Annotated in this window: 25 protein-coding genes; 10 read left to right on the top strand and 15 right to left on the bottom strand. The window is 57.5% G+C overall.

Annotated features, from left to right (window positions below):
* Positions 1-123 precede the first annotated feature (123 nt).
* The 3 genes from EOW68_RS08680 to EOW68_RS08670 form a co-directional block, all read right to left on the bottom strand.
* Positions 124-1053 carry an ATP-grasp fold amidoligase family protein gene (locus EOW68_RS08680; RefSeq protein WP_128224767.1) on the bottom strand — a complete coding sequence of 310 codons (930 nt, stop codon included), beginning with the start codon at positions 1051-1053 and terminating at the stop codon, positions 124-126.
* A gap of 80 nt (positions 1054-1133) precedes the next feature.
* On the bottom strand, positions 1134-2363 hold the full coding sequence (locus EOW68_RS08675; protein WP_128224766.1) for a glycosyltransferase: 1230 nt from the start codon (positions 2361-2363) through the stop codon (positions 1134-1136).
* A gap of 288 nt (positions 2364-2651) precedes the next feature.
* Positions 2652-4391 (bottom strand): hypothetical protein, encoded by a 1740-nt coding sequence (locus EOW68_RS08670; RefSeq protein WP_128224765.1) that lies wholly within the window; start codon positions 4389-4391, stop codon positions 2652-2654.
* A gap of 271 nt (positions 4392-4662) precedes the next feature.
* Between EOW68_RS08670 and EOW68_RS08665 the strand changes: the two genes are divergently transcribed.
* The gene (locus EOW68_RS08665; protein ID WP_128224764.1) at positions 4663-4968 is read left to right on the top strand and encodes a DUF8044 family membrane protein; all 306 of its coding nucleotides are present in this window, start codon (positions 4663-4665) and stop codon (positions 4966-4968) included.
* Between the two features lie 201 nt (positions 4969-5169).
* Here EOW68_RS08665 and EOW68_RS08660 read toward each other — a convergent pair whose 3' ends face one another.
* On the bottom strand, positions 5170-6129 hold the full coding sequence (locus tag EOW68_RS08660; protein ID WP_128224763.1) for a DUF1616 domain-containing protein: 960 nt from the start codon (positions 6127-6129) through the stop codon (positions 5170-5172).
* 221 nt (positions 6130-6350) lie between these two features.
* Here EOW68_RS08660 and EOW68_RS08655 point away from each other — a divergent pair, with 221 nt between their 5' ends.
* The gene (locus tag EOW68_RS08655; RefSeq protein WP_128224762.1) at positions 6351-7406 is read left to right on the top strand and encodes a glycosyltransferase family 4 protein; all 1056 of its coding nucleotides are present in this window, start codon (positions 6351-6353) and stop codon (positions 7404-7406) included.
* Between the two features lie 19 nt (positions 7407-7425).
* Here EOW68_RS08655 and EOW68_RS08650 read toward each other — a convergent pair whose 3' ends face one another.
* The gene (locus EOW68_RS08650; protein WP_431358827.1) at positions 7426-8349 is read right to left on the bottom strand and encodes an FkbM family methyltransferase; all 924 of its coding nucleotides are present in this window, start codon (positions 8347-8349) and stop codon (positions 7426-7428) included.
* A 225-nt stretch (positions 8350-8574) separates the two neighbouring features.
* Between EOW68_RS08650 and EOW68_RS08645 the strand changes: the two genes are divergently transcribed.
* Positions 8575-9702, top strand: coding sequence for a sugar-transfer associated ATP-grasp domain-containing protein (locus tag EOW68_RS08645; RefSeq protein ID WP_128224760.1), 1128 nt, complete (start codon positions 8575-8577; stop codon positions 9700-9702).
* 203 nt (positions 9703-9905) lie between these two features.
* The gene (locus tag EOW68_RS08640) at positions 9906-11222 is read left to right on the top strand and encodes a sulfatase-like hydrolase/transferase (RefSeq protein ID WP_431358826.1); all 1317 of its coding nucleotides are present in this window, start codon (positions 9906-9908) and stop codon (positions 11220-11222) included.
* A 99-nt stretch (positions 11223-11321) separates the two neighbouring features.
* Here the strand turns inward: EOW68_RS08640 and EOW68_RS08635 are convergent, their stop codons facing one another.
* The 3 genes from EOW68_RS08635 to EOW68_RS08625 all read right to left on the bottom strand — a co-directional run bounded on the left by EOW68_RS08635 (position 11322) and on the right by EOW68_RS08625 (position 15237).
* Positions 11322-11603: a hypothetical protein gene (locus EOW68_RS08635; protein ID WP_128224758.1), complete on the bottom strand. Its 282-nt coding sequence runs from the start codon at positions 11601-11603 to the stop codon at positions 11322-11324.
* A gap of 602 nt (positions 11604-12205) precedes the next feature.
* Entirely contained in the window at positions 12206-14026 is a 1821-nt protein-coding gene (locus EOW68_RS08630; protein WP_128224757.1) for a heparinase II/III domain-containing protein, read from the bottom strand.
* Complete coding sequence (locus tag EOW68_RS08625; protein WP_128224756.1) at positions 14023-15237, bottom strand: glycosyltransferase family 4 protein; 1215 nt, start codon at positions 15235-15237, stop codon at positions 14023-14025. Before EOW68_RS08625 ends, EOW68_RS08630 begins: the two co-directional genes overlap by 4 nt.
* A gap of 448 nt (positions 15238-15685) precedes the next feature.
* Here EOW68_RS08625 and aglF point away from each other — a divergent pair, with 448 nt between their 5' ends.
* The gene (gene aglF / locus EOW68_RS08620; RefSeq protein WP_128224755.1) at positions 15686-16426 is read left to right on the top strand and encodes a UTP--glucose-1-phosphate uridylyltransferase AglF; all 741 of its coding nucleotides are present in this window, start codon (positions 15686-15688) and stop codon (positions 16424-16426) included.
* 160 nt (positions 16427-16586) lie between these two features.
* Complete coding sequence (locus EOW68_RS08615; protein ID WP_128224754.1) at positions 16587-16895, top strand: HalOD1 output domain-containing protein; 309 nt, start codon at positions 16587-16589, stop codon at positions 16893-16895.
* A 40-nt stretch (positions 16896-16935) separates the two neighbouring features.
* On the opposite strand, the gene EOW68_RS08610 is transcribed toward EOW68_RS08615, so the two are convergent.
* Complete coding sequence (locus EOW68_RS08610; protein ID WP_128224753.1) at positions 16936-17325, bottom strand: DUF5658 family protein; 390 nt, start codon at positions 17323-17325, stop codon at positions 16936-16938.
* A 215-nt stretch (positions 17326-17540) separates the two neighbouring features.
* Here EOW68_RS08610 and EOW68_RS18630 point away from each other — a divergent pair, with 215 nt between their 5' ends.
* Positions 17541-17720, top strand: coding sequence for a DUF7511 domain-containing protein (locus EOW68_RS18630; RefSeq protein WP_431358825.1), 180 nt, complete (start codon positions 17541-17543; stop codon positions 17718-17720).
* 86 nt (positions 17721-17806) lie between these two features.
* Here the strand turns inward: EOW68_RS18630 and EOW68_RS08605 are convergent, their stop codons facing one another.
* Positions 17807-18238 carry a DUF7344 domain-containing protein gene (locus tag EOW68_RS08605; protein WP_128224752.1) on the bottom strand — a complete coding sequence of 144 codons (432 nt, stop codon included), beginning with the start codon at positions 18236-18238 and terminating at the stop codon, positions 17807-17809.
* Between the two features lie 301 nt (positions 18239-18539).
* Between EOW68_RS08605 and EOW68_RS08600 the strand changes: the two genes are divergently transcribed.
* Together EOW68_RS08600 and EOW68_RS08595 are read left to right on the top strand one after the other, a co-directional pair.
* Positions 18540-19073, top strand: a complete 534-nt coding sequence (locus EOW68_RS08600; protein ID WP_128224751.1) for an HTH domain-containing protein — start codon at positions 18540-18542, stop codon at positions 19071-19073.
* Positions 19074-19258: 185 nt separating this feature from the next.
* On the top strand, positions 19259-19537 hold the full coding sequence (locus EOW68_RS08595; protein ID WP_128224750.1) for a HalOD1 output domain-containing protein: 279 nt from the start codon (positions 19259-19261) through the stop codon (positions 19535-19537).
* Positions 19538-19590: 53 nt separating this feature from the next.
* Here EOW68_RS08595 and EOW68_RS08590 read toward each other — a convergent pair whose 3' ends face one another.
* The 3 genes from EOW68_RS08590 to EOW68_RS08580 are packed head-to-tail and all read right to left on the bottom strand — an operon-like array spanning position 19591 to position 20997.
* On the bottom strand, positions 19591-20178 hold the full coding sequence (locus EOW68_RS08590) for a DUF7411 family protein (RefSeq protein WP_128224749.1): 588 nt from the start codon (positions 20176-20178) through the stop codon (positions 19591-19593).
* Between the two features lie 3 nt (positions 20179-20181).
* Positions 20182-20529, bottom strand: coding sequence for a DNA-binding protein (locus tag EOW68_RS08585; protein ID WP_128224748.1), 348 nt, complete (start codon positions 20527-20529; stop codon positions 20182-20184).
* Between the two features lie 48 nt (positions 20530-20577).
* Positions 20578-20997, bottom strand: coding sequence for a cupredoxin domain-containing protein (locus EOW68_RS08580; RefSeq protein ID WP_128224747.1), 420 nt, complete (start codon positions 20995-20997; stop codon positions 20578-20580).
* A 74-nt stretch (positions 20998-21071) separates the two neighbouring features.
* On the opposite strand from EOW68_RS08580, the gene EOW68_RS08575 reads away from it, so the two are divergent.
* Positions 21072-21740 carry a uracil-DNA glycosylase family protein gene (locus EOW68_RS08575; protein WP_128224746.1) on the top strand — a complete coding sequence of 223 codons (669 nt, stop codon included), beginning with the start codon at positions 21072-21074 and terminating at the stop codon, positions 21738-21740.
* Here EOW68_RS08575 and EOW68_RS08570 read toward each other — a convergent pair whose 3' ends face one another.
* Positions 21741-23360: an MATE family efflux transporter gene (locus EOW68_RS08570; protein WP_128224745.1), complete on the bottom strand. Its 1620-nt coding sequence runs from the start codon at positions 23358-23360 to the stop codon at positions 21741-21743.
* Positions 23361-23434: 74 nt separating this feature from the next.
* The gene (locus EOW68_RS08565; RefSeq protein ID WP_128224744.1) at positions 23435-23905 is read right to left on the bottom strand and encodes a DoxX family membrane protein; all 471 of its coding nucleotides are present in this window, start codon (positions 23903-23905) and stop codon (positions 23435-23437) included.
* Between the last annotated feature and the right edge of the window lie 137 nt (positions 23906-24042).

Below are 24042 nucleotides of genomic sequence, written 5' to 3'. Positions count from 1 at the left end.
ATGTGCCACCACCGGTAGCCGTTCGGCTACCGAGGATCGCCTCGCGCTGCTCGGCTCACCCCGGGGTGGCGCAATTCGTCAGTTTTGTACAGCCGGCAGTATCAGCCGTCACAGACCATGCGGTTACCAGTGTGACCCGAACTCGAAATCAACATCGGTCGGTTCGAAGCGACCGTGGCCGGCACCCGGAGCGACGGTCATCTCCCCGAAGACGATCCGTCCTGGCTCGGGATTGTAGAGGTCGACGCGCATGAAGTCGAACGCCTCACCGAGTTGCTCGGCGACTTCGATCATCCCGTCGAGATCGGCAGGTTCGTCGATCACCGGCCCGAGTGGGTATTTACGTGTGAACTCCTGTGGGTTCCAGTCGCTGTCGTAAAACCGCCGCGTGTGATCCGAGAACCGGGCATGGTCGACGTGAACGTACTGGACAGTACCGTCGAAGACATAGAATTTGTAATCACGGGGCGCTTTCCCCCGGTCGTTTTCGATATACTCCTCGACGATGATCCGTGGCGTGATGTCCGTATACCAGTATTCGTCGGTGTGGGAGCCGTACTCCCACTCGAGCCACTGGTTCGCCTCGGAGACGAGTGCCTCGAAATCAGCCTCCTGCTTGTCGAGTACAATTGTGTTCATCCCGCTGCCGTGTGTCCCCTTGAGGACGAACTCCTCGGGCAGCTCCTCGAACGGGATCGTCTCGGGCGCTTCGGTCACGTGGTACAGATCAGTGAGGATCTCCGGGCCGACGTGGTTGGTCACGTACTCTCGAACCCGGTACTTGTCGGAAACTTTCACGAACAGCTCGTTGTCCGTGAACAGTTTTCTGTGCATGATCTTCTCGTTGAAACTTCGCGGGGTCTCGATCTGTGGCCAGTACCCGATCGAGGGAAACGCGATGATCTGTTCGTGACGCGATTCCGAAAGTACCTTTTTGAGACCGTCAGCGAGGACTGTATTCTGCAGCGTATAGATCCACACTGCGGTAAGCAACGACTCCAACCCGCCGTCCTGATAGATCTTGTACGCCGAGCTACTTTTTACCCTGTTCATATGTGAACTGGCAGACACTGGTTACGACTGCTAGCCAGGATGGTTCGAATCGGTGTTGAAATTGGTCCAAGCATGGTTGTTCACTCCAGAATGACGTGTTCGTGAATGAATGTCTCGTAGTCCTCGAGGATTGCATCCGGTGAGAAATCCTCCGCCCGCCGGCGGAGTTTGTCGGATGGGACGGGATCGGCAAGTTCCGCAACGACCGCGTCGGAGAGCGCGTCCGAATCGCCGACCGGAGCGAGTCGGCCGTACTCACCATCAGCGAGTATTTCGCGTGGGCCACAGGGACAGGCCGTCGAGACGATCGGACAGCCACAGGCGAGTGCCTCGATGAGAACGGTCGGAAGCCCCTCACTGTGCGAGGAAAGCAAGAAGACACTGGCCTTGTGCATATATCGGAACGGGTTGTCCACGTAGCCGGGAACAGAGACGACGTCGCCGAGACCGAGTTCATCTGCGTAGTCGATTATCTCCTCCCGACGCGGCCCCCGGCCGACGATGACACCCCGAGTGTCTGGCTTCTGTTCGTGGACCTTTTTGAACGACTGGAGCCAGGTCCGGAGGTCTTTCTGTTCTGCGATCCGCCCGACGAACAGCACCACGTCGGTTTCGTCGTCCTCGATCCACTCGTGGTCGACCGAATCGCGAGCGCGTTCTTGCAGCGACTCGGTTTCGACAGGGTTGTGCAGCACCGAGATTTGTTCCGGATCGATCGACAGATCGTCGACCACAGTCTCGCCGACACACTTCGACACCGTAATGATCCGATCTGCAGTCGGGTACAGCAGCTTGGTTAGCTGACGGACAACGTGGGATTTCAGTGTCCTGTCGGTGGTAACACCGCTGGCCGCGTGGTGGGTTGGGATCACTGTTGTCTCGGTCCCAAGGAGCTGTTTCGCTGTGAGCGCGACCACGCTCGCCTGCGTCAGATGCGAGAACACGACCGTGGGTTCTTCGCGGCGCAGATAGGCGATGAGGGCAGGGAGGTTAGTCGCAATACCCAGAACGGGAACCGGCTCCGGCGACAGCTCGACGATGGATATTCGCCTGTCGACCTGTTCGAGTAACTCACCTTTTCGCCGTGACAGGACTAGTTCGACGTTGTAGCCACGATTCGAAAGCCCATTAACGATGTTTACGACCACCTGCTCTGCACCGCCGACGGTCAGATCGGGAATAAAAAACGTAAGGAGTGGGTCCGGCTCTGTTGATCCATCTGCGCCACCTGTGCCCTGTCGTTTCTCCTCTTTGGCAGCGGAGAGTTGGGGGACAGATTTCCAACTGGTCAGTAAATTCGAGAGATTCATAGTTGAGAGTTATCTGTGTGCGGCCAGTCGCTCACTGTGAAACTTCGGCGAGAGAGAGAGTATTGCAGGTGAGACGTCTCCGGCTGTCGTCCCTGCTTGTGGGGGCTCTCGCGCAACGGACAGTCTATTCGATGATGACATTCTGGATTATCGATAGTAACATGGAAGATTAGTTATAAAGATACTACTCGGTTGGTGGTACGATCCGGATACTACAGGTTCGAACGAACTATTTGTCACACAGCGGAGACGGGAGCCGTCGTGATGTGGACTATACTTCAAAACGAGTTACCGTGACCGGACGAACGGTCGCCGCTCTTCAGCATCGATGTAGTAGAAATCGAATTCACCGTTATCGTAGAGTTTCGATGCGGTTCGATCACGTTCGAGTCTGGCGAAGTCCTGTGGTGTGTACGCCCAGTAGTCCGGATAGTCTGCATACACTTCGGGGTAGGTGATCCGCCCACGCTGGTTGAGAACCAGATAGCTGTCCTCCTCGTAGCTCTGTCCGATGGTTTCGTTAGCAGTATATCCGAAGTGCTCTGGTGGTTGTGCTCCCTCTTTTCGAATGGAGGTTGTCAACGTCCCGTTCTGAAAGTTCTCGTAACGCCACAGCGAGATCCGGTACTGATCGATGAGCATCTCTTTGTCGCGGTTGTCGAGGACCCACTCTGCCCCGTCGATATCCATCTCCGTTTTCTGTGGATTGTCGTCTGTCGCACTGACCGACGCAAAGGAGCCGAGGACAACCACCAGTGTAAGTGCAAACAGGATTACACCCAGTGTCACGGTAACTCCAGTCGTGACTGTCCGCGATTCCAGCCATTGATAGAGGAAGTAGAACAGTGAACCGGCCAACACCGCGGCGAAGAGGTTCTCGAAGAACAGGACTCGGCCCCAGCCAAAGCCGAGATCGACGACGAACGAGAGCATCGAGACGGCCGTGAACAGCATGAACACGAGACTGAATAGGACGAAGAAGATATTCAGTTCGATCTCGTTCCGCAGCCACAGATACCCCGCAACCAAAATAAACAGCCCGGCAAGGGCGTACAGAATAAATACCACCCCGTAGTCGAGGATGGCAAGTGTAACGAGATCGGTCAGATCCGGCGAGAACGTGCTCACCGTACTCGTAACCGTCTCGAACTCGCTCTCGCCCGCGGCGCTGCCCGTGATACGGTTTGCGGTCCGTTCGAACCGACGAATGATTCCCACAAACGTCAGATACCAGGTAGAGAAGACCACGACAGTCAGTGGCGGGATCATCGTCGGAGTTGACCACTCCGTACTAAATAGGTTCGTCTTTTCGAGTGCGACATAGATCCCCATGGCAAGGACCAAGAACGCGGTTGTGAGGGGATGGAAAAACACGATTCCAAAAATCGCGATGACGAGAAAGATCCGTACCGAGGTCGCGGATGTGCGCTGTTCTTTGACGAAGAGATACAGTATAAAGGGAACGTACAGAACGCTCAAGACGAACGGGACCTGGGTCTTGTAGCCGACAAACAAGAACAGAATGAACGGGAGAACGTACAGCGCATGTGTTCGGCTGTAGAAATTAAACGCCAGATAGAACATTCCACCGACGAACACGAACGACATCACGATCGGCATGAGTTTCATAACTGTCGAGGGTGCGAAGCCAGTTGCCACCGATGCCAAGTGAACGATGAGATGCATCGCGGGATAAATGTTGTCGGCTATACCGACCGCGGAAATATCGTGGACGAAGCCGATGTGTGTCAGTTCGTCTACGCCGCCGAAGACGGGATACCCCCGGATGATAGGCATAAACAGGAGTATCGTACCCGACAGCAAGACGAGGATAACGCCAAGCACCCAGGTTCGGTCGTCCCCGTCACTGTAACGCACGCTACCGACAATAACTACCTGACCGAGGAAGGTGGCTCCGATCAGCAACCCCCAGAAGTACCACGGATACACCTGATAGATGGAGATTTCGTATCCACTGGCTGGTGGTATCGAGTTCAGGAAGCTCACTGCAAGTAAGAGAGAAAACATACCGACCACTGCAACTGCCTTCAGTACAATTCCGGGTCGATCTGATCTGATAGAGACACTCATGTTAGGTACGTTCCATTGAATCGTTCCCGAGATTGATTACGACCATCCTGGTTCTTCGTGGACTTTTCGAGGCGATACAGGTACTTTGTTAAGTTTCGTATAACCGAGAGAATCACCCGACGGCCCCGGTTTCTTCGAAACATCTCACGATCAGCCTGAACCAAGAATACAGATACTTCTTAAGTGATTCAGTAACAATATTTGAGTAATGACTACCAAGTGGTCCCGGGTCCACGATCCCCACACATCCACCGACAGACTTGCCTCGATCATTCTCACCCAAGGGGTCTGGATGTTAGCAGCAGTACTGACACTGTTCTTTTTCGGGTTATACACGGTAGAAAACTACTTTATTGTCTCATTTATCGGTCTGCTCATCGTACTACAGGTGTACGCGCCAACCGGTGAGCCACCTGCCTGGTGGTCACTGGTCCGTCTAGTCACACTCGCAGGCTACATCATATTCGGCTGGATTATGTACGAGCGTATCAACGAAGTGGCAGTACTGGTCTGAACCCCCGGAAACGAAACCGACGAACAGAGCAAGTCGTTCTGCCGAAGCGGTAACAAGTTACTCGACACTACCAGAACCTAGGCGAACGGTTCATAGTGATTATTGTGGTGATTTTCAGTACGGAAGCGAAAACAAGGCTGTTTCGGCCCTAATAGACCGGTTCTATCGGAAACTGGTCGTAAAGACTCGCAATAATCACTATCAGAGACCATCATCGGCCGAGACATCCACCCAGAGATAGGTGTGTCGGTAGGCCTGCTCGACCGAGAGTCCCTCCGGCGGCTGACCGCGATAGAGCTGGTAACTCAATCGGAGGCTCTCACCGGTTGTTTCCGGCTCCAGAGTAACCGGCCGCTCGACAGTTTCCCCGTGGGCCACTGTGGCACTGAACTGGTCTATCCGGGTTATTTCGACGACCTCACCGTCTCTGAGTCGTTGGAGTTCCACGACGACGGTGTACTCCTCGGTTCCGTGTTCCTGATTTGTGATTCCGACGACGAACTCGGATTGCTCGCCGACTGTCATGTTGGTCGGATACCCACTTGCGACCTGCTCACCGGTCACCGGGTCGCCACTCTGAACATAAAACTCGGTGAACTGCTCACCACCACCCGACATCGCGACTGCAGTTCCGATCCCGGCGACGGCGAGGATCATCCCCGAAACAAACAGCACGTTCAGATATACCTCTCGATCACTTCGCGCATTGGTAAACATCCCGCCAAACGGGTCCGAGAGACCAGTCAGTTCGAACTGTAGACTTCGCTCTAGCTGTGCCCGACGGACGATGGCCCCAATCGAGACCAGTAGTGTGATGATGCCAGTAACGAGGAGAAAAATATCTGGCTCTATCCCCCACGGGGAGAAGTGCAAGACGACACCGATCGACGGAACGATTGCGACACTGAGTCCGACCGCAATCAGTAATCGTTCAACGAAAGAAACCTCCGTCGGGTTCATACCACCTCTCGTCAGTCCCTGGGTGTGTGTGGACGGAATCAGAATCGAAACAACGGCGTATCCTGGGGCGATAAAGACGAACAGTAACCCAAGAGCCGCCTGCAGGGCGTTTCCATCGAACCCGGCGAACAGTACCATAGCTGGCGTAAGAACTGCCACGAGACAGATAGCCAGCAGGTCGGTGTGAATCCAGTCGCGCATGTGCTACTAACAACGTACGTTCTGAATACTGTATTAGTAGTAGTCTCCTACCACCGCAGTTCCGTTCCGGAGATACTACAAAGACAGTACTTCCGATCCAGAGATCAAGTCGGTTGCGGGAAAGGGAACGGAGACCTGTGGCGCGATCTCGGTGCCGCTGGTGGCGAGTGAACCGGTAGAGGCTGACTACTTTTACCGAACAAAGGAGTGTGTGCCAACCGATGGACACGACCGAAATCGTCGCGATCGGACCGCTGTCACCGCCGATAACAGGCCCTGGATTAAAAAATAAATACATCAAGCAAGGTCTGGAGGAGCGTGGCTTCACTGTCACCTGGATAAATACGCTCGAACAGTCACCGGACACCGTTCTGGAACTCCTGCGCGAATCCTGGGACGCAGACCGGTTTCTCGTGAGTGCGTCGACGAAGGTACGGCTCGGCACTGCCCTCCTGCTGTCGCGGAAACTCGCCGACCCGGCCGTCGACAGTGCGCTGTTGCCGGCCGGTGGCTCCTTCGCGACCGAACTGGAGAGTCTACCACCGGGTATCCGCACCAAATATCTGGACTGGTTCGGTCGGTTCGACTGTATCCTCCCACAGTCGGACGAACTCTCCGGCGAACTGCGGGCGCTTTTCGACAGTGATGTACTCATCTCGACGCTTCCGAACCTCCGCCCGGTCCCCGACCAGCCGCCAGATTTCGACGATTTCGAGGGTACAGACCGTCTCTTGCGGCTCGCGTACGTCGGCCGGATAAAGGAGACGAAAGGATTGCACCATCTGCTGGATGCGGTCAAAGAGATAAACGAGACGGAGCGTCGTGTCTCACTCGACGTGTTCGGTCACTTCCTGGAGGGCGACGAGTACAAAGAGCAGTTCCTGGCGCAGTGTGAATCCACGCCCGAGGCGAGGTTTCTCGGGAAACTCGACAACCAAGACGTCATCGGTCGGCTCAGGGAGTACGACGTCTTCGCGTTCCCGACCTACTACTCGGGCGAGGGGTTCCCGGGCGTACTCGTCGAGGCTTTCGCGGCCGGCTGTCTGATACTCGCCTCGGACTGGAACTACAACGGTCAGCTCGTCTCCGATGGCGAGGACGGACTCCTGTTCGAACCACGGAGTTCGGACGCGATCAGAGAGCAACTCCAGTGGCTACTCGACAACCCCGGGTCGGTCGACGATCTCAAACACAACTCCTGGCAAAACGCGGCAAACTACAGCATCAGTACCGTGACCGACGAACTGACGACCTATCTCTCGCAGGCTGGCTGGTAACGCCGGGACGAGACACTGATCAGGATTTCCGAAGGATGATCTCGACTGTAATGTCGATATCTCGCATCGCTTCTATCGAGTCGATCTCGATTTCCCTGTCGGAGTAGGTTGGATGGTCGTCTTGGAGATTGGTCGTGCGGCCGTCGGCGGCGAACACCAGTTCGAAGCCGGCCTCCTGGAGCATCGAAATGAACTCGTCGTAGCTACCGGTGCGTTTCAGCGTACTCGGATGTAATTCCAGAAAGACGAGCCCGACGGAGCCGTTCCGAAGCAGCTCCGACATCCCCTGAAAGACCTCGTACTCGTACCCCTGGATATCCATCCGGAGGACGTCGACCGATTCGGGCGCGATGCCGTGTTCGGACAGGAACCCATCCAGGCTCTCGACTGGGACTGTGATCTCGTCGGTGTGGTGTGAGGAGGGGCTGTCGGTGATCGCACTCAGATTCCGATGTTTCGAGAGATGCATCGACGCCGATCCCGACGCCGCGCCGAATGCACACTGGTAACAGTCCACTGCGTCCGCAACGCCGTTGAGTCGGAGATTCTCCAGCAGAAGTTCGAACGTCTCCGGCACCGGTTCGATCGCGATCACCTCGCCGCCATCACTGCACTGGGTGAGATACAGCAGGGCGAAGTAGCCGATGTTGGCACCGATATCGACGACGGTCAGCCCACCACGGTCCGCTTCGAAGCGGGACAGCTCTGCCCGGTACCGCGCCGTCGCCCGGGGTTCCCGGAGACCATCGATTACCAGATCACGGGAGAGTCCCTCATCGAGGAGGTCGACCCGCATCCGGAAATCGAGGACGTCACACTCCAGATAGCGGCGGTCGTCGTTCGATTGCAGGAAGGACTGGTATCTGTCTCCGCCATCGATCTGGTCCAGCGCGTAGCGGGCACCGAGGGCGTACCTCCGCTTCGCGACGAGCGCAGCGACCATCTTGAACCGACGTGTGAGATACGAAATCGGTAATCGCGGATTCGACACTGCAGCTCGAGTCTCCGCCACGGTTTGCGACATTTATTCTACTGAACAAAAGAAACAGTGACTATTTAATATACACTAAATAGCCGAATGTATAGATATACTAACAACCGAGCGAAATATAGAGCGTATTGAGGTAGGTGGCTATTTCTTAATAGTATAGAGTAGTACGTTCCACAGGTGAGTAATCGTACAGCAACGTGGGACGGTACGAAAAAGAGCATCGACGAGGACGGACTGGTCAGTGTCTGTGCCAGCCTGGTCGGCGACGTACTCCCACAGCGGTACCGGACAGCTCTCGGGGCACGGTACAAGCTGGTGACCGATCTCCGTTCGGATGATGGGTCGGGACTCCCGGTGAGCGAGCGACTCCGGGCATTCCGTCACGGGTTTACGACGCGGTTGTACAATCTCTACGCGCTCGATAACGGAACGGAGCCGGAGTTGTATCTCAACGATATCGAACGGCGGCGCGCGAAATTTATCAATCCCCGGCCGGAGCTCCTCGACAACAAGTACAAATTCGACCGACACCTTCGTGAGAGCGGGTTCGGTGAGTATCTGCCAGAACTGTACGGATACATCAGCGATGGGACGTTCAGAAGTGACCAGTACGCGAGTATCGCAGAACTCGTCGCGGACGAGGGCCGCGTCGTAATCAAACGATATCGCGGCGGTGCTGGCAAACACGTCTACATCTGTACGGACGGCCCCGACGGTCCCACGCTCCGGGGCAAGAGTGACCGAGCGATCCCCTTGGACGAACAGATCGACGACTCCGAGAGCTATCTGGTGACAGAGTTCTGTGACCAGGCCGACTATCTGGATGAAATCTACCCGCGCGCGACGAATACGATCCGACTGCTCACGCTCAAAAGCGACGAGGAGGGTGTGATATTTCCGGCCGCAGTCCACCGGATCGGTTCGACACAGACCGGTGTCCTCGACAACTTCACACAGGGTGGGTTCTCGGCAGCGATCGACCTCGACACCGGAGAGCTGTCCGCGGCAGCCGAACCGGCCGCGAACCAAGGCGTGACCTGGCACGACACTCATCCGGATACGGGCGCGACGATACCAGGCACGACGGTACCAGGGTGGGACAGTATCCAGACGGAGATCCGACAGATCGCCAGAGAGATCGATAGATTCAATCACGTCGGCTGGGATCTCATCGTGACGGACCACGGTGAGTTCAAGATCATCGAGGCGAACAGCTATCCCAATCCGGATGTCCTCCAGGTCCATGCCCCACTGCTTGCAAACGACGACGTCCGTCGGTTCTACAGACAACATGATATCTTGTAAGAGAAACCTGTGACCGTTCGACGGACGTGTAGGACACTCTTCTGTCGACCGCACAATTAATTCCGACGTGAGAGAAAAAATTGAATAGCTGTCGATGGCTCTAAATTAGTCCTATCAAAACTGTCTGACCGTACGACTGTATGTCTATTTAAACAATGTATACAGTCTGTTACTTAGTAGATGAGCTCCGAGGTACATGTGTAATGTCCTCGATTGCAGTCGTCGTTCTGGACACTCTCCGGAAAGACTACTTCGACGAGTATTTTGACTGGGTACCGGGGCGAAGTTTCGAAGCAGCATACTCGACGGCAAACTGGACGGGTCCAGCACACGCCTCCCTCTTTACAGGCAAGTACGGGAGTGCCGTCGACGTCTCCTCGAAAGCGACAGCCCTCGAGTGCGACCGGCCCGTGCTGGCCGAGATCCTCTCGGAGGCAGGCTACACGACGAAGGGCTGGTCGGCGAACCCGAACGCCAGCCAGACACAGAACTTCGACCGCGGATTCGAGGAGTTCACAGGACCGGGCGAACTGAGATCCGGGGATCTGAACATCCTCGATACGAGTGAGTTCGCTGCCGAACACGACGAGCTGTCGCGGCCCAGGAAGTACACGCGTGCACTGAACGAAATTATCACCGGGGAGTACGATACACTCCCCTCATTGTGGTACGGGTTGAAAAAGATCAACGGATCACGCTGGCGGCCGATTCCCGACGACGGCGCATCTGTCGTCGAGGACCGAACGGCCGATATGTCGGTCGATTCCGACGAGTTCCTCTTCGTTAATCTCGTCGAGGCGCATACTCCCTACTATCCACCGGAAGCATACCGGGACTTCGACGAGCCAGTTGGGATGGGATTCGGGGACGCCTACGTCGGTGTCGACGATCCGGAACTGGTTCGCGAGGCGTACGATAACGCTGCCCGATATCTCGGTGATATCTACCGAGACATATTCGACAATCTCTCCGCGAAGTTCGATTACGTGATCACGCTGTCGGACCACGGAGAACTGCTGGGGGAACACCATAACATGTGGAACCACGTGAGTGGTGTCTATCCAGAACTGACGCATATCCCGCTGGTCATTTCGGGCGATGGGTTCGAGGGAGAAACCGACACAGTGGTCAGTATTCTCGATCTGTACGAGACGATTCTCGAACTGGCGGACGTCGACGGCCCTGTCTCAGATGGACACTCGATCGTGTCACCAACCACCGACCACGCACCCTATCTGGCGGAGTACCGTGGGCCGTTCAACCACAGTCTCGAACAGTCCAAGAAGTACGATTTCGACCTCGAACCGTACGACAGCGATCTGTTCGCACTGATCGAACCGGACTACTACGGCTACGAGGATTACGATGGCTGGAAAGAGATCGGTGAGCCACGACGAGACGAGCCGCGGAGCTTCTTGCGGGAACGTATCACCGAGTACGGGATGGACTCGACCGAGCACAAGTCAGTCGAGTTGACCGACAGTGCCGAATCCCGACTCGAAGAACTCGGATACATATGAAGCAGCAAATCGAAACTAGGCCATCTCGGTAGGTGGTACGAGAATAAATATAGAACGTACGAACGGCTGAAAGACGGGCTCGGCGGTCGATATCAGGAATTATACCGCTAGCTCTTTTCGACAGTGGTAGATATCCTCGAACTCCCGTTCGAGGAACTGCTCGCCGACCTCTAACCAGTACTTCTGTACTGTCGTCTCCAACAGTTCTTTGCCAAACGTTCGAACTGAGATCATAAACTCCGCATCTGACAGTCTGTCGGTTGTGTTCTGTCCATACAGTCGAACGTGTCGGGAGGTTCCGAACGCTCGTTCTCGCTGTTCGGGGCTGGTAATAGAACTGTCTTCGTAGATCGTCTCTAGCTGTTTCGTTTTCAGGACCATAATAATCGCGTCGCCAGATGATTCGAGAACACGGTGCAGTCCTGTCAACGCAGCCGTGTCGTCCGGGATATGTTCGAGAAGATGTGAACAGAGTCCGTACCGAATGTCGAATCGCGAAACGGGAGATCTGTGATATCTGTGTGGGCATCGAAAGTATCAATTTCCTGCTGGCGACCGATATTCCGTTCCAGCGCAGCCATCAGCACAAAGAGAGCACTCTCCCGTCACATCGATTCCCACCGTCTCAACCGTCAGATACAGCCAGAACGACCGGTGGCGTTTCTTTGGCAGACACTCCCGAGATTTGCCGTCGGGGCGAAATCGCACCCCAGTCGGCGCGAACTATTTGCCCGAGAACTTACAGAGAGAACGACTACGCCCCGATCCGGCACGTTTGCTCCCGGATACGCTTGGTGAGAAATCCTGAATTCTTTCGAACGAGCGACAGTCTCTCCCCGAGGATACCGAGTCTTCTCATCGGCATGCTCAGCCCGGACAAGTAGCAGAGATTGTATGAATTAATACTCTTCTCGGGGCCGAGAAGATATCCGGAGTTCAACTGTCACCTGATAGCGGGCCTGAATACCGTTCTCTCGGAGCGACTACAAAATTATTATTTTAGTGATTGTTTTGTTCGTCGTCGACGTCGATAGCTCGATAGCCGGGCGATCGCGTTCGTGTCCGTACGCTTCGAAGTACGGGCTGGTCGTGAGCGCCCGGTCGGAGACACCGGAGAACTGGAATTTCGCGACCGCGCGTCCGTCGGTTTGGGCCGTGAACCCGTCTTGATTCGGGAACACGTCGATATCCGGGTGGAAGTGGTAGCGAACAGTATACTCTGCAGTCTGGTCCGCATCGATGTGGTCGGTTATCTCCCACCCCTCGGCGGTAGCCGTCACGGTTCTGTGGTGGCTGTAGTTCGGACCACGTGCCCGGCGTTCACACGTCGCCCGGACGGACCGATCGTCGCACCGACCGACAGCAACCGTACTGCGTTTCCCCATCAGATAGCTCCCGCCGATCGGGATCGGTTCGACGGTGCCGTACTGTGCGGTGTTGTGAGCGCGCACGCTCCGGGCGTAGCGCCGGCGTGCGTTGCTGCCGTAATCGTACACGCCAGTATCAGTAAGCAGTGGGTCGCCGTCGATCCAGAGCAACACACTCAGCTGATCGTTGTGGGAGTGCCCCGGGAGATGTGGGGGGCCGGGCTCGCCGACGTCGACGAGGAGGGTACTCCCCCCGGAGGTCAGCATACGATAGCCCGAGCCATCGGGGTGGTCGAGATTGACTCGGCGCGGTTCGAGCGAGCACGCCTCCGCGTAGGCGAGACAGGCTCGTGCGCTGAGCTGTTCCCGATAGACGGAATCGTTCAACAGCGGGATCGCCCCGTCGGGCGACGTGAGCGCTGTCAGAAATCCCATCGCCTCCGATGCGATCCGCTCGATCTCGCCGAGTCCGGACGCGCGCCCGGAGAGCAGATCGTAGGCAGTGACGTAGCGTCGGAGGGCCATCACGTGATACATCGGGCTGCGCTCGAAGTGGCCACCGTCGGCGAGAAACTGCTGTGTTCCGACCTGCTTCAGCAGGGCCAGTCCCTGTTCCGTCCAGCCAGTGTCGTGGTCCCCGAAGAGGACGCCAGCCATCAGCAAGGCGATCGCGTTCTCGATCAGATGGTTCCCATCGACTTCGTACTCGACGTGGTTCGACAGAAATAGTGCGTTCCTGAATATTTCCCCGTAGAGCTGTTCGGGGACGGCTGTCTGTGGCGCCTGCTCGGCCCACGCGGCGTACCGGCTCCAGTTGAGGATCCGCATCGAGACCGCGTGGGGAATCCAGGACCGTCGCAGATAGTTCTGTTCGCCGATCGAGTTGGCCGCCGCCCAGGACCGGAGCTGACGGGCGACCGTCTCGCCAACAGCCGGCGCCGCTGTCGGTGATTCGTAGCCGAGTGTCAGCCACTCCAGATGCTGGAACGACTGTAGTTTCAGCCGCCAGAGCAGCGGATACTCGTCGAGTGCCCCGTGGTCCCAGTCGATCCCGTCGTCGAACTCGATCGTCCGGTTCAGGAAGGTGAATCGACCGTCGAGAGTGTCCTCGAACCGGCGTCTGTACCGCTTTCGCTCGGCGGTAGTGAGGGCGCTTCCGAGTGTCCGCAGGTTCTGGGAAATCGGCGCAGTGGTCACAGACAGCGATTCGGGGACCTGTCTGGCGTATCGGTCGTCGAAATCGACCGGGAGGCGAGGAACGACCGCGTGGCGTGCCTTCCGTTCGAGGATGCCCCCGAGCTGTCTGGCTTTCATATTCCGGAGCGTGTGGTAGATCAGCGACCAGTCGTCGGGCAACTCGACGGGAAGGGGCGTGTCGGCGTCGGACTCCTCGGGTTCGGATTCGAGCAGATCGGCCGTCTCCTGTTTCCCGGTCATGGTGTCGTCACGTCGCGCAGGACGTCGTTCAACTCCTGTGCGACCACTTCTCGGTCGTAGTGTTCGACGACGTGGGTCCGGCCAGCCTCCCCGAACGTAGCTCGTTTCTCCGCATCTGCGAGCAGTGAGTCGAACGCAGCTGCGAGTTTCTCGGGGTCAGTGTCGACGAAGACCCCACCACCGGAGTCGTCGATGAGTGATTCGATCTCGCCGACTCCCGTGGCGACGACGGGGAGTTCCGCAGACATGTACTCGTATGCTTTCGTCGGGACGGCGTATTCGAAGGTCTCGTCCTGTTCAAGTGGGGCAATCCCGACGGCTGCTTCGTCGAGTATCCCCGGGATCTCATCCCGTGGGACGAGCCCAGTAAAGATGACCCGGTCGTGGAGGTTCTCCTCGTCGACGATCTGTTCGAGATCGGTTCGGATATCCCCATCGCCGACGATTTTGAGTGTCGCGTCCGGGTGCTCGATTTCCGACATGGCACGGACACAGGGTTCGAGTGCCTGCGCGTAGCCAACGGTTCCGGTGTAGACGATCTCGGGGTCGGCGTCCGAGTCAGTCGGCTCGTAGACGCCGGTGTCGACACCGTTCGGGAGATGGACGATCTTCCCGGGGTCGAGGCCGTACTGATCGCTCAGCCGCTCACCGAGTACGGTCGTCGTCACGGTGACACGGTCGGCAAGTCGCAACATGAACCCCTCGTAGGCCCGGCTCGCACGCTCCAAGAGACCGCCCTCGGCGAGAAATCCGAGCCCGATGGAGGCGTCGATCCAGAGGTCGCGAACGTCGACGACCCACGGTTTCCGTCCCAGTAGCCGCCAGACGATCCCGACCGTACCAGTGAAAATTGGTGGCGACGACGTGATCATCGCATCGTAGTCGCGGGCGTTGAACAGGAGCCAGACGAGTGCGTGGAGCGGGAAGATGAGATAGTACGCCAGCCGGCTCACAAACGAGGGGTCGGTATCCGTCGGCTGCCACGCCCACAGCCGGTGGACCGTGACGTTTCCCTCGGTATGTGTCTCTTTCCGGGTCCAGTTGCGGTCGAACTCACCGTGCGGGAAGGCAGGTGGCGGTGCGAGGACTGTCACCCTCCATCCCTTGTTGGCCAGGTGGGTGCACGTATCGCTGATACGCGACGCGTTGCCGCCCTGATCGGGGGGGTAGTTCTGTGAGACGACGAGAACCTCTGACTGTGTCTCACCCATCGCTTATTCACCTACCAGCTGTCGGTTTCTCTGCCTGCACCCGTCGGAGAGCCGGATCCGATCGGTCACACCGGCACGTCGAGTGACCAGCCGACCAGTCCGGGACTGGCCCTGATCGGCCGATACGGTGACGGTATCAACAAATATCATTTGATCGCACTAACAAGGGGCTCCTAATCGTTATAGGTTTTCTACTTGCCGACAGGGCCCGAACACGCCCAACCGAACCCGGAGAAGAGGACAGCCAGCGTGTGAGATCGACTGATAGTGTTTGTTGCGGTAATTTTCGTGACCACGTTACAAATATCGGTGTTTCACGCCATGTAATCAATGTCTTGTTACACGACGGCGGTAAAGACTCGCAACAAACACTATGAGGCGGGAGTTCTCGAATCAGCTCGGCAGTATAAGATATATAACTTTGTTTCTCACTCACCCTGGGGAAACCATGGACGGAGTAATACTCGCCGCAGGGGAAGGAACGCGACTACGCCCACTGACCGAAGATAAACCCAAAGGGATGGTCGAGGTCGACGACAAACCGATCCTCACTCACTGTTTCGAGAGTCTGGTCGAACTCGGAGCTGACAACCTCGTCGTCGTCGTCGGCTACATGAAAGAGAAGATCATCGACTACTACGGTGACGAGTTCCAGGGTGTGCCGATCACGTACACCCACCAGCGCGAACAGCAGGGGCTCGCCCACGCCCTGCTGACTGTCGAGGAACACATCGACGACGATTTCATGCTCATGCTGGGCGACAACATCTTCATGGCGAACCTCGAGGACGTCGTTCGCCGCCATCAGGAGTCACGTGTCGACGCTGCCTTCCTCGTCGAAGAAGTGCCCTGGGACGAGGCCAGTCGATATGGGGTCTGTAACACCAACAAGTACGGGGAGATCACCGACGTCGTCGAGAAGCCGGACGACCCACCGTCGAATCTGGTGATGACCGGCTTCTACACGTTTACTCCCTCGATCTTCCACGCCTGTCATCTGGTCCAGCCGTCGAACCGCGGCGAGTACGAGATCAGCGAGGCGATCGATCTGTTGCTCCAGAGCGGCCGGACGATCGACGCGATCGGCCTCGACGGCTGGCGAATCGACGTCGGCTACCCCGAAGACCGGGAGGAAGCCGAGAACCGACTCCAGTCGGCAGAAACAGCCGCCGAAGCAACAAGCGACTGAACTCGGGGCGTCACGGTCCCAGCCCAGTTGTGGCCGGCATCTGCATTTTTTACTCGCACCCCCATAGTGAGTGGCAAAGAATTCCAAAGATTAATTACCACCCTCTGCCACTTTCGGTTTGAGCGGTAATTACATTTCGAACACAGAAAGGCGAATTTGTATGATCTCAGGTAAGTCAGAGGCAAGCGACGGCGGATGGAAAGATGACAGGGTAACACGAACATTCGACTGGACAGACGAGGACGCTGTCACTGTCGCAATTGTCAACACGGTTTCGACAGTGACAGACAGTGAGCCCACCGAGATGGAGCCACTGGGGGACGTGATCGACAGCGAGGCACTCGGGATGCTCTTTGCGACACCAGGGGCTGGTGGGGAGTCGAACTACGTCCAGTTCGAGTACGAGAACTGTTTCGTCAGAGTAAGCAGTGATGGAACAGTCGCCGTGACACCACTCGAACCGGTGTAACTGTTCGGTCAGAGCCACAGCGAGTCGGCAGTTGTCCGGCTCACAGCACCACCCAGGCGAGTAGTGTCGAGTTGATCCCGACAGCGAACACCGATGGGATCGCGAGTGCGAGCGGGACAACACCACCGTACTGGTCGGGGACGAGCGGGCGAAGCACGACTGCAAGCGCGACGACACAGCCTTTCAGGATATAGAGACCGACGAAGCCGATCTGATCGATCGTCTGGCGTGCGACGGGATTCATCTCCGTGAGGCCGAGCTGGAGGCCCTGGATAGTGAGCTGAACGTCGAGTACCATCGCAGTGATCGCAACAGCCCACAGTTCCCGCTCCGCGGAACGGATCGAGGCAAAAACCTGTGCGGTCAGCCATCGAGCTGATCGCCGGGTATCCGTGCCGACAAGCGTACGGAGGAGATCGGTGGGCCACATGTCTGGGCGAGCAGCCAGGAGCAGTCCATAGCACGGGCACCCGGCAGAATACATGTGGACTCAGCCACATATTGTTATCAGTTTCCTTCTGACAGTGTCGGTCCAGCGGAAATGTCCGTTACGCAGACAGAGCCAGACCCCGCTAAAAGCCGCTGAGAACCGTATTATGAGTTGTATAACTTTGTACGATCCACCGCTACCGTCGGTAGAGACGAATGACCGAAACTGTCGATCCCCGGAAAGAAAAAATACGGCTGGTTGCCCAGGTAGAGAACAGACACCGGCAGCCGGATCTGTGTACGATCTACGAGCCCCACTCCGACGAGCTACGACAGATGTCGAGCTGGATCACAGCGAAAGAAGGGGCATTTCTCGATCTCGAGTCCAGTCGCTAACGACTGCTGACGACACAGTGATTTCTGTGGGCAGCGATTGAAGCTCACCATAACTACGATACATCGGTAGAGGGCACGTCTCCCAATCAACCGAAAAAGCCGCGGAAGATGCCACCGGATTGTTCAGTTTCCTCCGACTCCTCCAGGTAGAGATACTTCAGCAGACGAGCGGAGCGGCCGTTCAGTGCAATCGTCCCCCGGTCAGAGTTGTAGTCGATGACACCAGCATCGGCCATCTTCGGGAGATGACACTGGTAGAGACCGACGTACGTGCGCTTTCGCTGCTGGGAGGACAGCTGGGCCACCTCACAGTCACATTCGATGCTCGCGATATGCTCCGCCATCTCACCGAGGTTTACCGTCTCCTCGGTCTGGTCGAGATACCGCAGTACCTCCTGGCGTCTGTCTGCACTGAGTATTTCGAAGATTACCGACTTCGGAAGCGTCCGGCCGTCTTCGATCGCTGCTCGTTCGGTATCGCCAGAGTCCGACTCGGGGCTGTCAACTGCTTTTGACATCGTCACAATGAATAATATCCTTGGACATATATTAGTTAATAGTCTTTTATTCCAGGACCAGATACAAAATAAGATTGTTAGCGAAAAACCTAGAAACTGCGCTGTCTGGCATTAATAACTCCATAATCGGGTTAGATATAGTATGTACATCTAGCCACCACGACATGCAAGCGAGACAGCTGAATCGTGATTAAAATTCAGAGACTATATTGGGAAATTTTTTTGAAAGCAAAGTAAGAAAATCGTATCGTGATGAACAATAGAACCCATTTTATCTGTAACTCACATCCGTACTGACGTAGTGAGACAAGAAGTACACCAGAAACACGCCGAGACAGCCCTGGATTCGTGGTGGGAGGGCTACCGGGAGAGACTGTCAGAAGGGGGCAGCCACCGGGTCGAGACGTTCATTCGATCACGGACGCCGACAGCCGGAACCCACAGCCGTCGTACCCGACTGTTCAGAACACTCGAAAGAGCGACGAACGCAAACCGGATCGAACGGTACGACGTCACCCTCCTCGGAGAGAAACTCTGTCTGTGCGATTACTGCCGGGCGTTTCACGACGACACAGCGTTACTGGATACGGTCGAACGACTCGGCTCGTGGCGTGATGGGGAGATTTACTCGACGGGATTTACCGAACGCGAGACAGAGTCGTCGATCACGGGCGAACGGTACAGCGACGTTGTTCCACCGGAGATCGCGCTCGGGATTTACGTCGACGACTCGCTGGCTGGCGTCTTCCCGTGCACGGCTGCCGGTGGCGACTTCCGACCCGAGGCGTATCTCGACGGTCTCGCCGCCGGACGGCTCGCCGGCATAGGCGACTAACCAGTGGATCTTCGAACCGTCACTGTCGGAGGAGTCGTCGTCACAGGAAGCCGACGTGAGCGCAGTGATCTCCGACAGAGAGTATTAACTCATATCATCACAAAAGGTATATTGGGGTGGCCGAGAGAGGAAAAATCAAGGCAGTCCGAATGGCGTCTCACTACGCCGGCCGGAAGTAAGAATACATGTCCCGAAACAACACGCCGACTAACTGTACGCCATCGAAGGAGACCACATACGACTGGACTGCGTTCGACTCGCCGATCATCGCCATCGTCGAGGGTGCAGCAGAGCTATTGGAGACAGAGCCAACAGAACTGCCACAGTTGTACCAGTCCATCGACACGGATGCACTCGAAACACTACTCGTCCAGGAAGGCCGGATACCGATCGAACTGACATTCGAGTACGGCGAACTGCTCGTCAGCATCGACGGTACCGGACGGTTATGTCTCGAGAAGTGAGCCTGCCGGTCGGGTGACTCCGCCAGGGACACACACGACGTACGGAGGAGCGGTTACCGGCGTCCAGTCACTCTCGACTGGGTGTGTTTGGGGAACACGTCGGAGACAGTCTCGGAGTGGTCGGCTTCGAGTAGTACCCGGAGTTCGGCCTCGTAATCGCCTTTCTCGATCTGTTCGCTCGGACCAGTCTCGACGACCAGCAACTCACGGGCCAGTTCGTCGATCGCACCGCGTCCGATGCCGGCAAGCGGTGCGAGATGGGAGACGTCGTACCGGTCCTCGATACTCTGTGCGAGCGAGCGGGGGACGGTTGGGACGCGGTCGTCACGTCGTGTCCCGTCCGCGATCCCGTCGTAGTCGAGACTGGCAGCCTGTTCGAGCGCGTGTTCGTGGATCGTCTGGATCCCGTTGCGGGGGAAGCCGTCGCCGGCCATCTCTGTGGCCGCTCCGCGAGCGACTTCGGGATCGAGTTCGACCCGACGGACCGGGAAGCCGGCAGCCTCACCGGCAGCCATCGCGTGTCTGTAGTCGTCTGTCACACCGAACGTGCAGCAAAGAAGGGTCAGATCACAGACCGGGTCGAGCAGACAGGCCGCGAGTGTCGAGTCTTTGCCACCGCTGTAGAGCACGCCGACCTCCATCGGTTACCGGCGTTTGATATCGAAACTCTTCGAGTCCGGCGTGAGCTCTTTGAGGATCTCTTTCATCTGGTCCTCGTCGATTTTTCCGCCGAGGCGGCCGCTCTGGGCCAGGGCGAGCACCTGCTGTTCGACCTGTTCGCCGACCTGCGGTTTGGACATCTTCACCGTATTGAGGCGTTTCCGCGCGCCGTCGGTGAGATTCTGGCGCAGCACGGCCTTCTTCTGGGCCTCTGCCTCCTGGCGCTGGGCCTCCATGGCCTCTTCCTGGCCCTCTCCCTGCTGTTCCTGGAGCTGTTTTTTCTTCTGTTCGCGGATCCGTTCGAGTTCGTCTTCGTTTGGCTCACCGCTCATGGGTACTGTTAGTTGGCTGCGAGGCAAAATCATTACGGAGGATTACCATCACTCTTCGACTTCGATAAAGCCGATCATCCCCGAATCCTCGTGTGGGATACAGAAGTACTGGTAGGTGCCGGGGATCTCGAAGGTGTACTCCCAGCTTTCACCCTCGTAGAGCAGGCCCCGCTGGTTGTTCCAGCCCTCGCGTGCGGCCGCCTCGGACTCGAAATCGCCCGTTGCGAAAAACTCGGCCTCCTCGGGGATCCCACCCTCGTAGGCGGTCACCGTGTGGGCGTGTGAACTCGTATTCGAGAACTCGACGGTCGTCCCGGCGTCGACCGTGAGCTCCTCCGGGCGGAATCTGTTTATCGTCATCCCGACAGTGTTCTCGCCGGCCGCCGCTGCATCGAAGAAGTCACTACAGCCAGCGAGCGCGGTCGAGACGCCCACACCGGCAGCCGCGAGGAATGTCCGACGGTCCATAGCTGTCGCTCAGGACTGCAACGACATAGACCGCTCGGTTGCAGGTCAGTACGGCTCCGTTCGAAATACTGTTAATGTGGGCACTGCTACAGGGACTAACAGTGGATTTCCTCGCACGCAACGCACACAACCCCTTCGATATTCATCCCCTCTGTGAACAGTACGTCCCGGGCTATGGCGCGACGACGGCAGATTTCCACGTCATCGGCGACCATCCCGGCGTCCACGGCGGGCTCTCGACGGGCGTCCCCTTTACCGAAAAGGAGTGGTCCGAGCGATTCTTCGACGCGCTCGTCGACGGTGGATTGATCGAATCGGCAGCACTGGCAGACGGACGCATCGACTCACCGGAGACGTTTTTCTCCTATCTGCACATGTGTGCTCCCGAGACGGCAGTACCCGAGCAGTGGTCCTACGACGAGATGGAGCCGTATTTCGACGCCGAACTCCGGGCGATTACAGCCCACGTCCTGTTGCCCGTCGGCGAGCGCGCGACGGAGTACGTCTTCGGGGAGTACTCCGCGATTCCGGTCGACGAGGCGGCAGATATGGACACGGCCCACGCCAGTGATCGACAGGGTGCGGGCTGGCTTATCGTCCCGATCAAAGATCCGGCCGAGTGGGACGACGACGATCAGGAAAAACTCGTCGCCGAACTCCAGGCGCTGCTGGCGTCGGACTACCAGCAGATCTCCGATCTCGGACGCTTCCTCCCGGACAGCGATCCCTACTTCGTCCGATAACTAGTCCTCACTCGCGGTTTCGACGACGCCTGTCGATTCTCCCGTTGTAGTCTCGTCGATATACGCCTCCTTCCAGGTGCCCCGCAGGAACCACGGGATGCTGACGACGACCCCGAGGATGTTCCCGACAGCCATCCCGATCCAGACGCCGCTCGCTCCCCAGCCGAGGCCGAAGACGAGCAGTGAGACCGTGCCGACACGGCCGATCCACAACGTCACGATAGAGATGATCATCGCCGTCTTCGTGTTGCCGGCCCCGCGGAACGCACCGAGCAGGACCTGTGTCACCCCGATAAAGGCAAACTCGACGGAGCGTGTCTGGACGTACTCGACGCCGAGTGCAATGGTCTCGGGTGCGTTCGCCACGTCGCCGAGAAAGACACTGACGATCGGTTCCGTCAGCAAGACGACGACGACGGCGACGAGTAACATCACGCCCGCCGCCGTCGACGTCGCGAGATAGACCGACCGCGTGGCCCGGTCTGCCCGGTCGGCACCGAGGTTCTGGCCGACCATCGTGTCGATCGCCCGCCCGAGCCCCATCGCCGGCAGGAAGACCAGCGAGACGATCCGGTTCCCGAGGCCGTAGGCTGCGACGACTGGCGGGGCGAAGGTGACGACGATCCCGATGAGTGTGATCTGTGCGAGTGCGTTCGCGGAGTTTTCGATCATACTCGGCGTACCCAGCCGGACGATATCTTTCATGAAGGTGAGATCGGGTCGCAGATGTTCGAGCCGTGTCGTCGGCCCCACAGCCGTAAAGAAGAGTATGTAGAGTCCGATCGCACTCGCGACACCGCGTGCGCCGATGGTCGCAACTGCCGCGCCCTCGATCCCATAGCCAGTGAACCCAGTCGCAGCGAGCAGCGAGGCCTCGACACCATCGAGGCCGACAGCACCCAGCAGTGGATTGCTCTGGAACCCGAAGATCAGGAACGGATCGAGCAGGATGTTGGCAACGACCGAGAGCACCATGACGTACATCGGCGTCCGGGTATCGCCGTAGCCACGGAGCAGCGCCGAGAAGACGAAGAAACCGAACAGGAACGGGATTCCGACGAAGAACACTTCCATGTAATCGGCGGCCAGTGGGATGACACGGGCACCGGTATCGGCCTGTGTCGGGAGCAGTTCCAGCGCTGGCCGGGCGAAAAAGAAGCCGACGACAGCGACGACGAGCGAGAGCAGACTGACGAAGGTGACCGTCTGTCCGGCGACGAGTCCCGCCGATCGGTCGCCTTTCGCGCCGGTGTACTGGGCGACGAGGATCGCACCCGCAGTCGTAAAGCCCGCGGCGACGGAGACGAGCAGGAAGATAAGCGGGAAGGCGAGACTGATCGCACCCACGGCATCAGCCGAGAGGCGGCCGAGATACAGCGTATCGACGACGTTGTAGGCGACCTGCAACAGCTGGATGACGATGATCGGCCACGCCAACTGAAACAGTGGCCTGATCAGACTCCCCTCGGTGATCGACTCCCGGGGTTCGTCGGGTCCAGCGCCGTCGCTGTCCGACTCACCGACTCCGGGATCGGACGAGTATCCCTCGGACGCGTCGTCACTGCCAGAATCCACCGACGACGTGCCGTCGCTGGAGGGATCGGGCGGCTCGTCGCTCACTAGATACGCTGTTGTGGGCGTGGTTTCTGTACTTTCCGGTCTATTTCGCCGTCAGAGAAAGTGTGACACGGAAATTACTCGCTGTTTCGCACCGTGCCACCGATCGCGAGTGCCGCACCGATCAACACCAGATTCTTCACGATATACTGCCCTTCGACGGTCAGTTCGTAGGGGACGGTTGCGAACGTGACATCGGGCAACACGACGAACGGGAGGAAGGTTCCGGGCATCTGCAAGAACAACAGCAGGATACCGACACGGGTCAGCCGCGGCGAGAGGAGACAGAGACCGATCGCTACCTCCCAGGCGCCGAGTACTGGAACGAACAGTTCCGGGGGAACGACGTAGACTGTGGCGGCAACGAGATCAGCGGCCGGACTCACGTCGAGGAGCTTCAGCGCACCAAACCAGACGAAGACCAGACCGAGTGAAACCCGCAAGACTGGAATACTCCAGCGAGACATCCCGGCTGCAATCGTTTCGTCGATCGATTCGAACCGATCCCTGTAGGAGTCGAGATCGGAATGGCTTAGTTCGGGTGCCATACTATCCCATACCACGAACTCGTCGAATAAAATACTTGTTAGAACAGAAATAATAATGCAGAATATACTCTGTATAAGATATAGTAGGAGTATTAGAACTACAATTGTACCCTAGCTCATTCAATTACTATCTGATT

This window comes from Halovenus amylolytica, from assembly GCA_004015825.1.
Taxonomy (GTDB): Archaea; Halobacteriota; Halobacteria; order Halobacteriales; family Haloarculaceae; genus Halovenus; species Halovenus amylolytica.
This window is presented reverse-complemented; position numbering and strand designations above follow the sequence as displayed.

Coding starts and splice junctions, on each gene's coding strand:
- EOW68_RS08680 (WP_128224767.1), bottom strand. CDS start 1,053: ATGAACAGGGTAAAAAGTAGCTCGGCGTACAAGATCTATCAGGACGGC.
- EOW68_RS08675 (WP_128224766.1), bottom strand. CDS start 2,363: ATGAATCTCTCGAATTTACTGACCAGTTGGAAATCTGTCCCCCAACTC.
- EOW68_RS08670 (WP_128224765.1), bottom strand. CDS start 4,391: ATGTTTTCTCTCTTACTTGCAGTGAGCTTCCTGAACTCGATACCACCA.
- EOW68_RS08665 (WP_128224764.1), top strand. CDS start 4,663: ATGACTACCAAGTGGTCCCGGGTCCACGATCCCCACACATCCACCGAC.
- EOW68_RS08660 (WP_128224763.1), bottom strand. CDS start 6,129: ATGCGCGACTGGATTCACACCGACCTGCTGGCTATCTGTCTCGTGGCA.
- EOW68_RS08655 (WP_128224762.1), top strand. CDS start 6,351: ATGGACACGACCGAAATCGTCGCGATCGGACCGCTGTCACCGCCGATA.
- EOW68_RS08650 (WP_431358827.1), bottom strand. CDS start 8,349: ATGGTCGCTGCGCTCGTCGCGAAGCGGAGGTACGCCCTCGGTGCCCGC.
- EOW68_RS08640 (WP_431358826.1), top strand. CDS start 9,906: ATGTCCTCGATTGCAGTCGTCGTTCTGGACACTCTCCGGAAAGACTAC.
- EOW68_RS08635 (WP_128224758.1), bottom strand. CDS start 11,603: ATGGTCCTGAAAACGAAACAGCTAGAGACGATCTACGAAGACAGTTCT.
- EOW68_RS08630 (WP_128224757.1), bottom strand. CDS start 14,026: ATGACCGGGAAACAGGAGACGGCCGATCTGCTCGAATCCGAACCCGAG.
- EOW68_RS08625 (WP_128224756.1), bottom strand. CDS start 15,237: ATGGGTGAGACACAGTCAGAGGTTCTCGTCGTCTCACAGAACTACCCC.
- aglF (WP_128224755.1), top strand. CDS start 15,686: ATGGACGGAGTAATACTCGCCGCAGGGGAAGGAACGCGACTACGCCCA.
- EOW68_RS08615 (WP_128224754.1), top strand. CDS start 16,587: ATGATCTCAGGTAAGTCAGAGGCAAGCGACGGCGGATGGAAAGATGAC.
- EOW68_RS08610 (WP_128224753.1), bottom strand. CDS start 17,325: ATGTGGCCCACCGATCTCCTCCGTACGCTTGTCGGCACGGATACCCGG.
- EOW68_RS18630 (WP_431358825.1), top strand. CDS start 17,541: ATGACCGAAACTGTCGATCCCCGGAAAGAAAAAATACGGCTGGTTGCC.
- EOW68_RS08605 (WP_128224752.1), bottom strand. CDS start 18,238: ATGTCAAAAGCAGTTGACAGCCCCGAGTCGGACTCTGGCGATACCGAA.
- EOW68_RS08595 (WP_128224750.1), top strand. CDS start 19,259: ATGTCCCGAAACAACACGCCGACTAACTGTACGCCATCGAAGGAGACC.
- EOW68_RS08590 (WP_128224749.1), bottom strand. CDS start 20,178: ATGGAGGTCGGCGTGCTCTACAGCGGTGGCAAAGACTCGACACTCGCG.
- EOW68_RS08585 (WP_128224748.1), bottom strand. CDS start 20,529: ATGAGCGGTGAGCCAAACGAAGACGAACTCGAACGGATCCGCGAACAG.
- EOW68_RS08580 (WP_128224747.1), bottom strand. CDS start 20,997: ATGGACCGTCGGACATTCCTCGCGGCTGCCGGTGTGGGCGTCTCGACC.
- EOW68_RS08575 (WP_128224746.1), top strand. CDS start 21,072: ATGTGGGCACTGCTACAGGGACTAACAGTGGATTTCCTCGCACGCAAC.
- EOW68_RS08565 (WP_128224744.1), bottom strand. CDS start 23,905: ATGGCACCCGAACTAAGCCATTCCGATCTCGACTCCTACAGGGATCGG.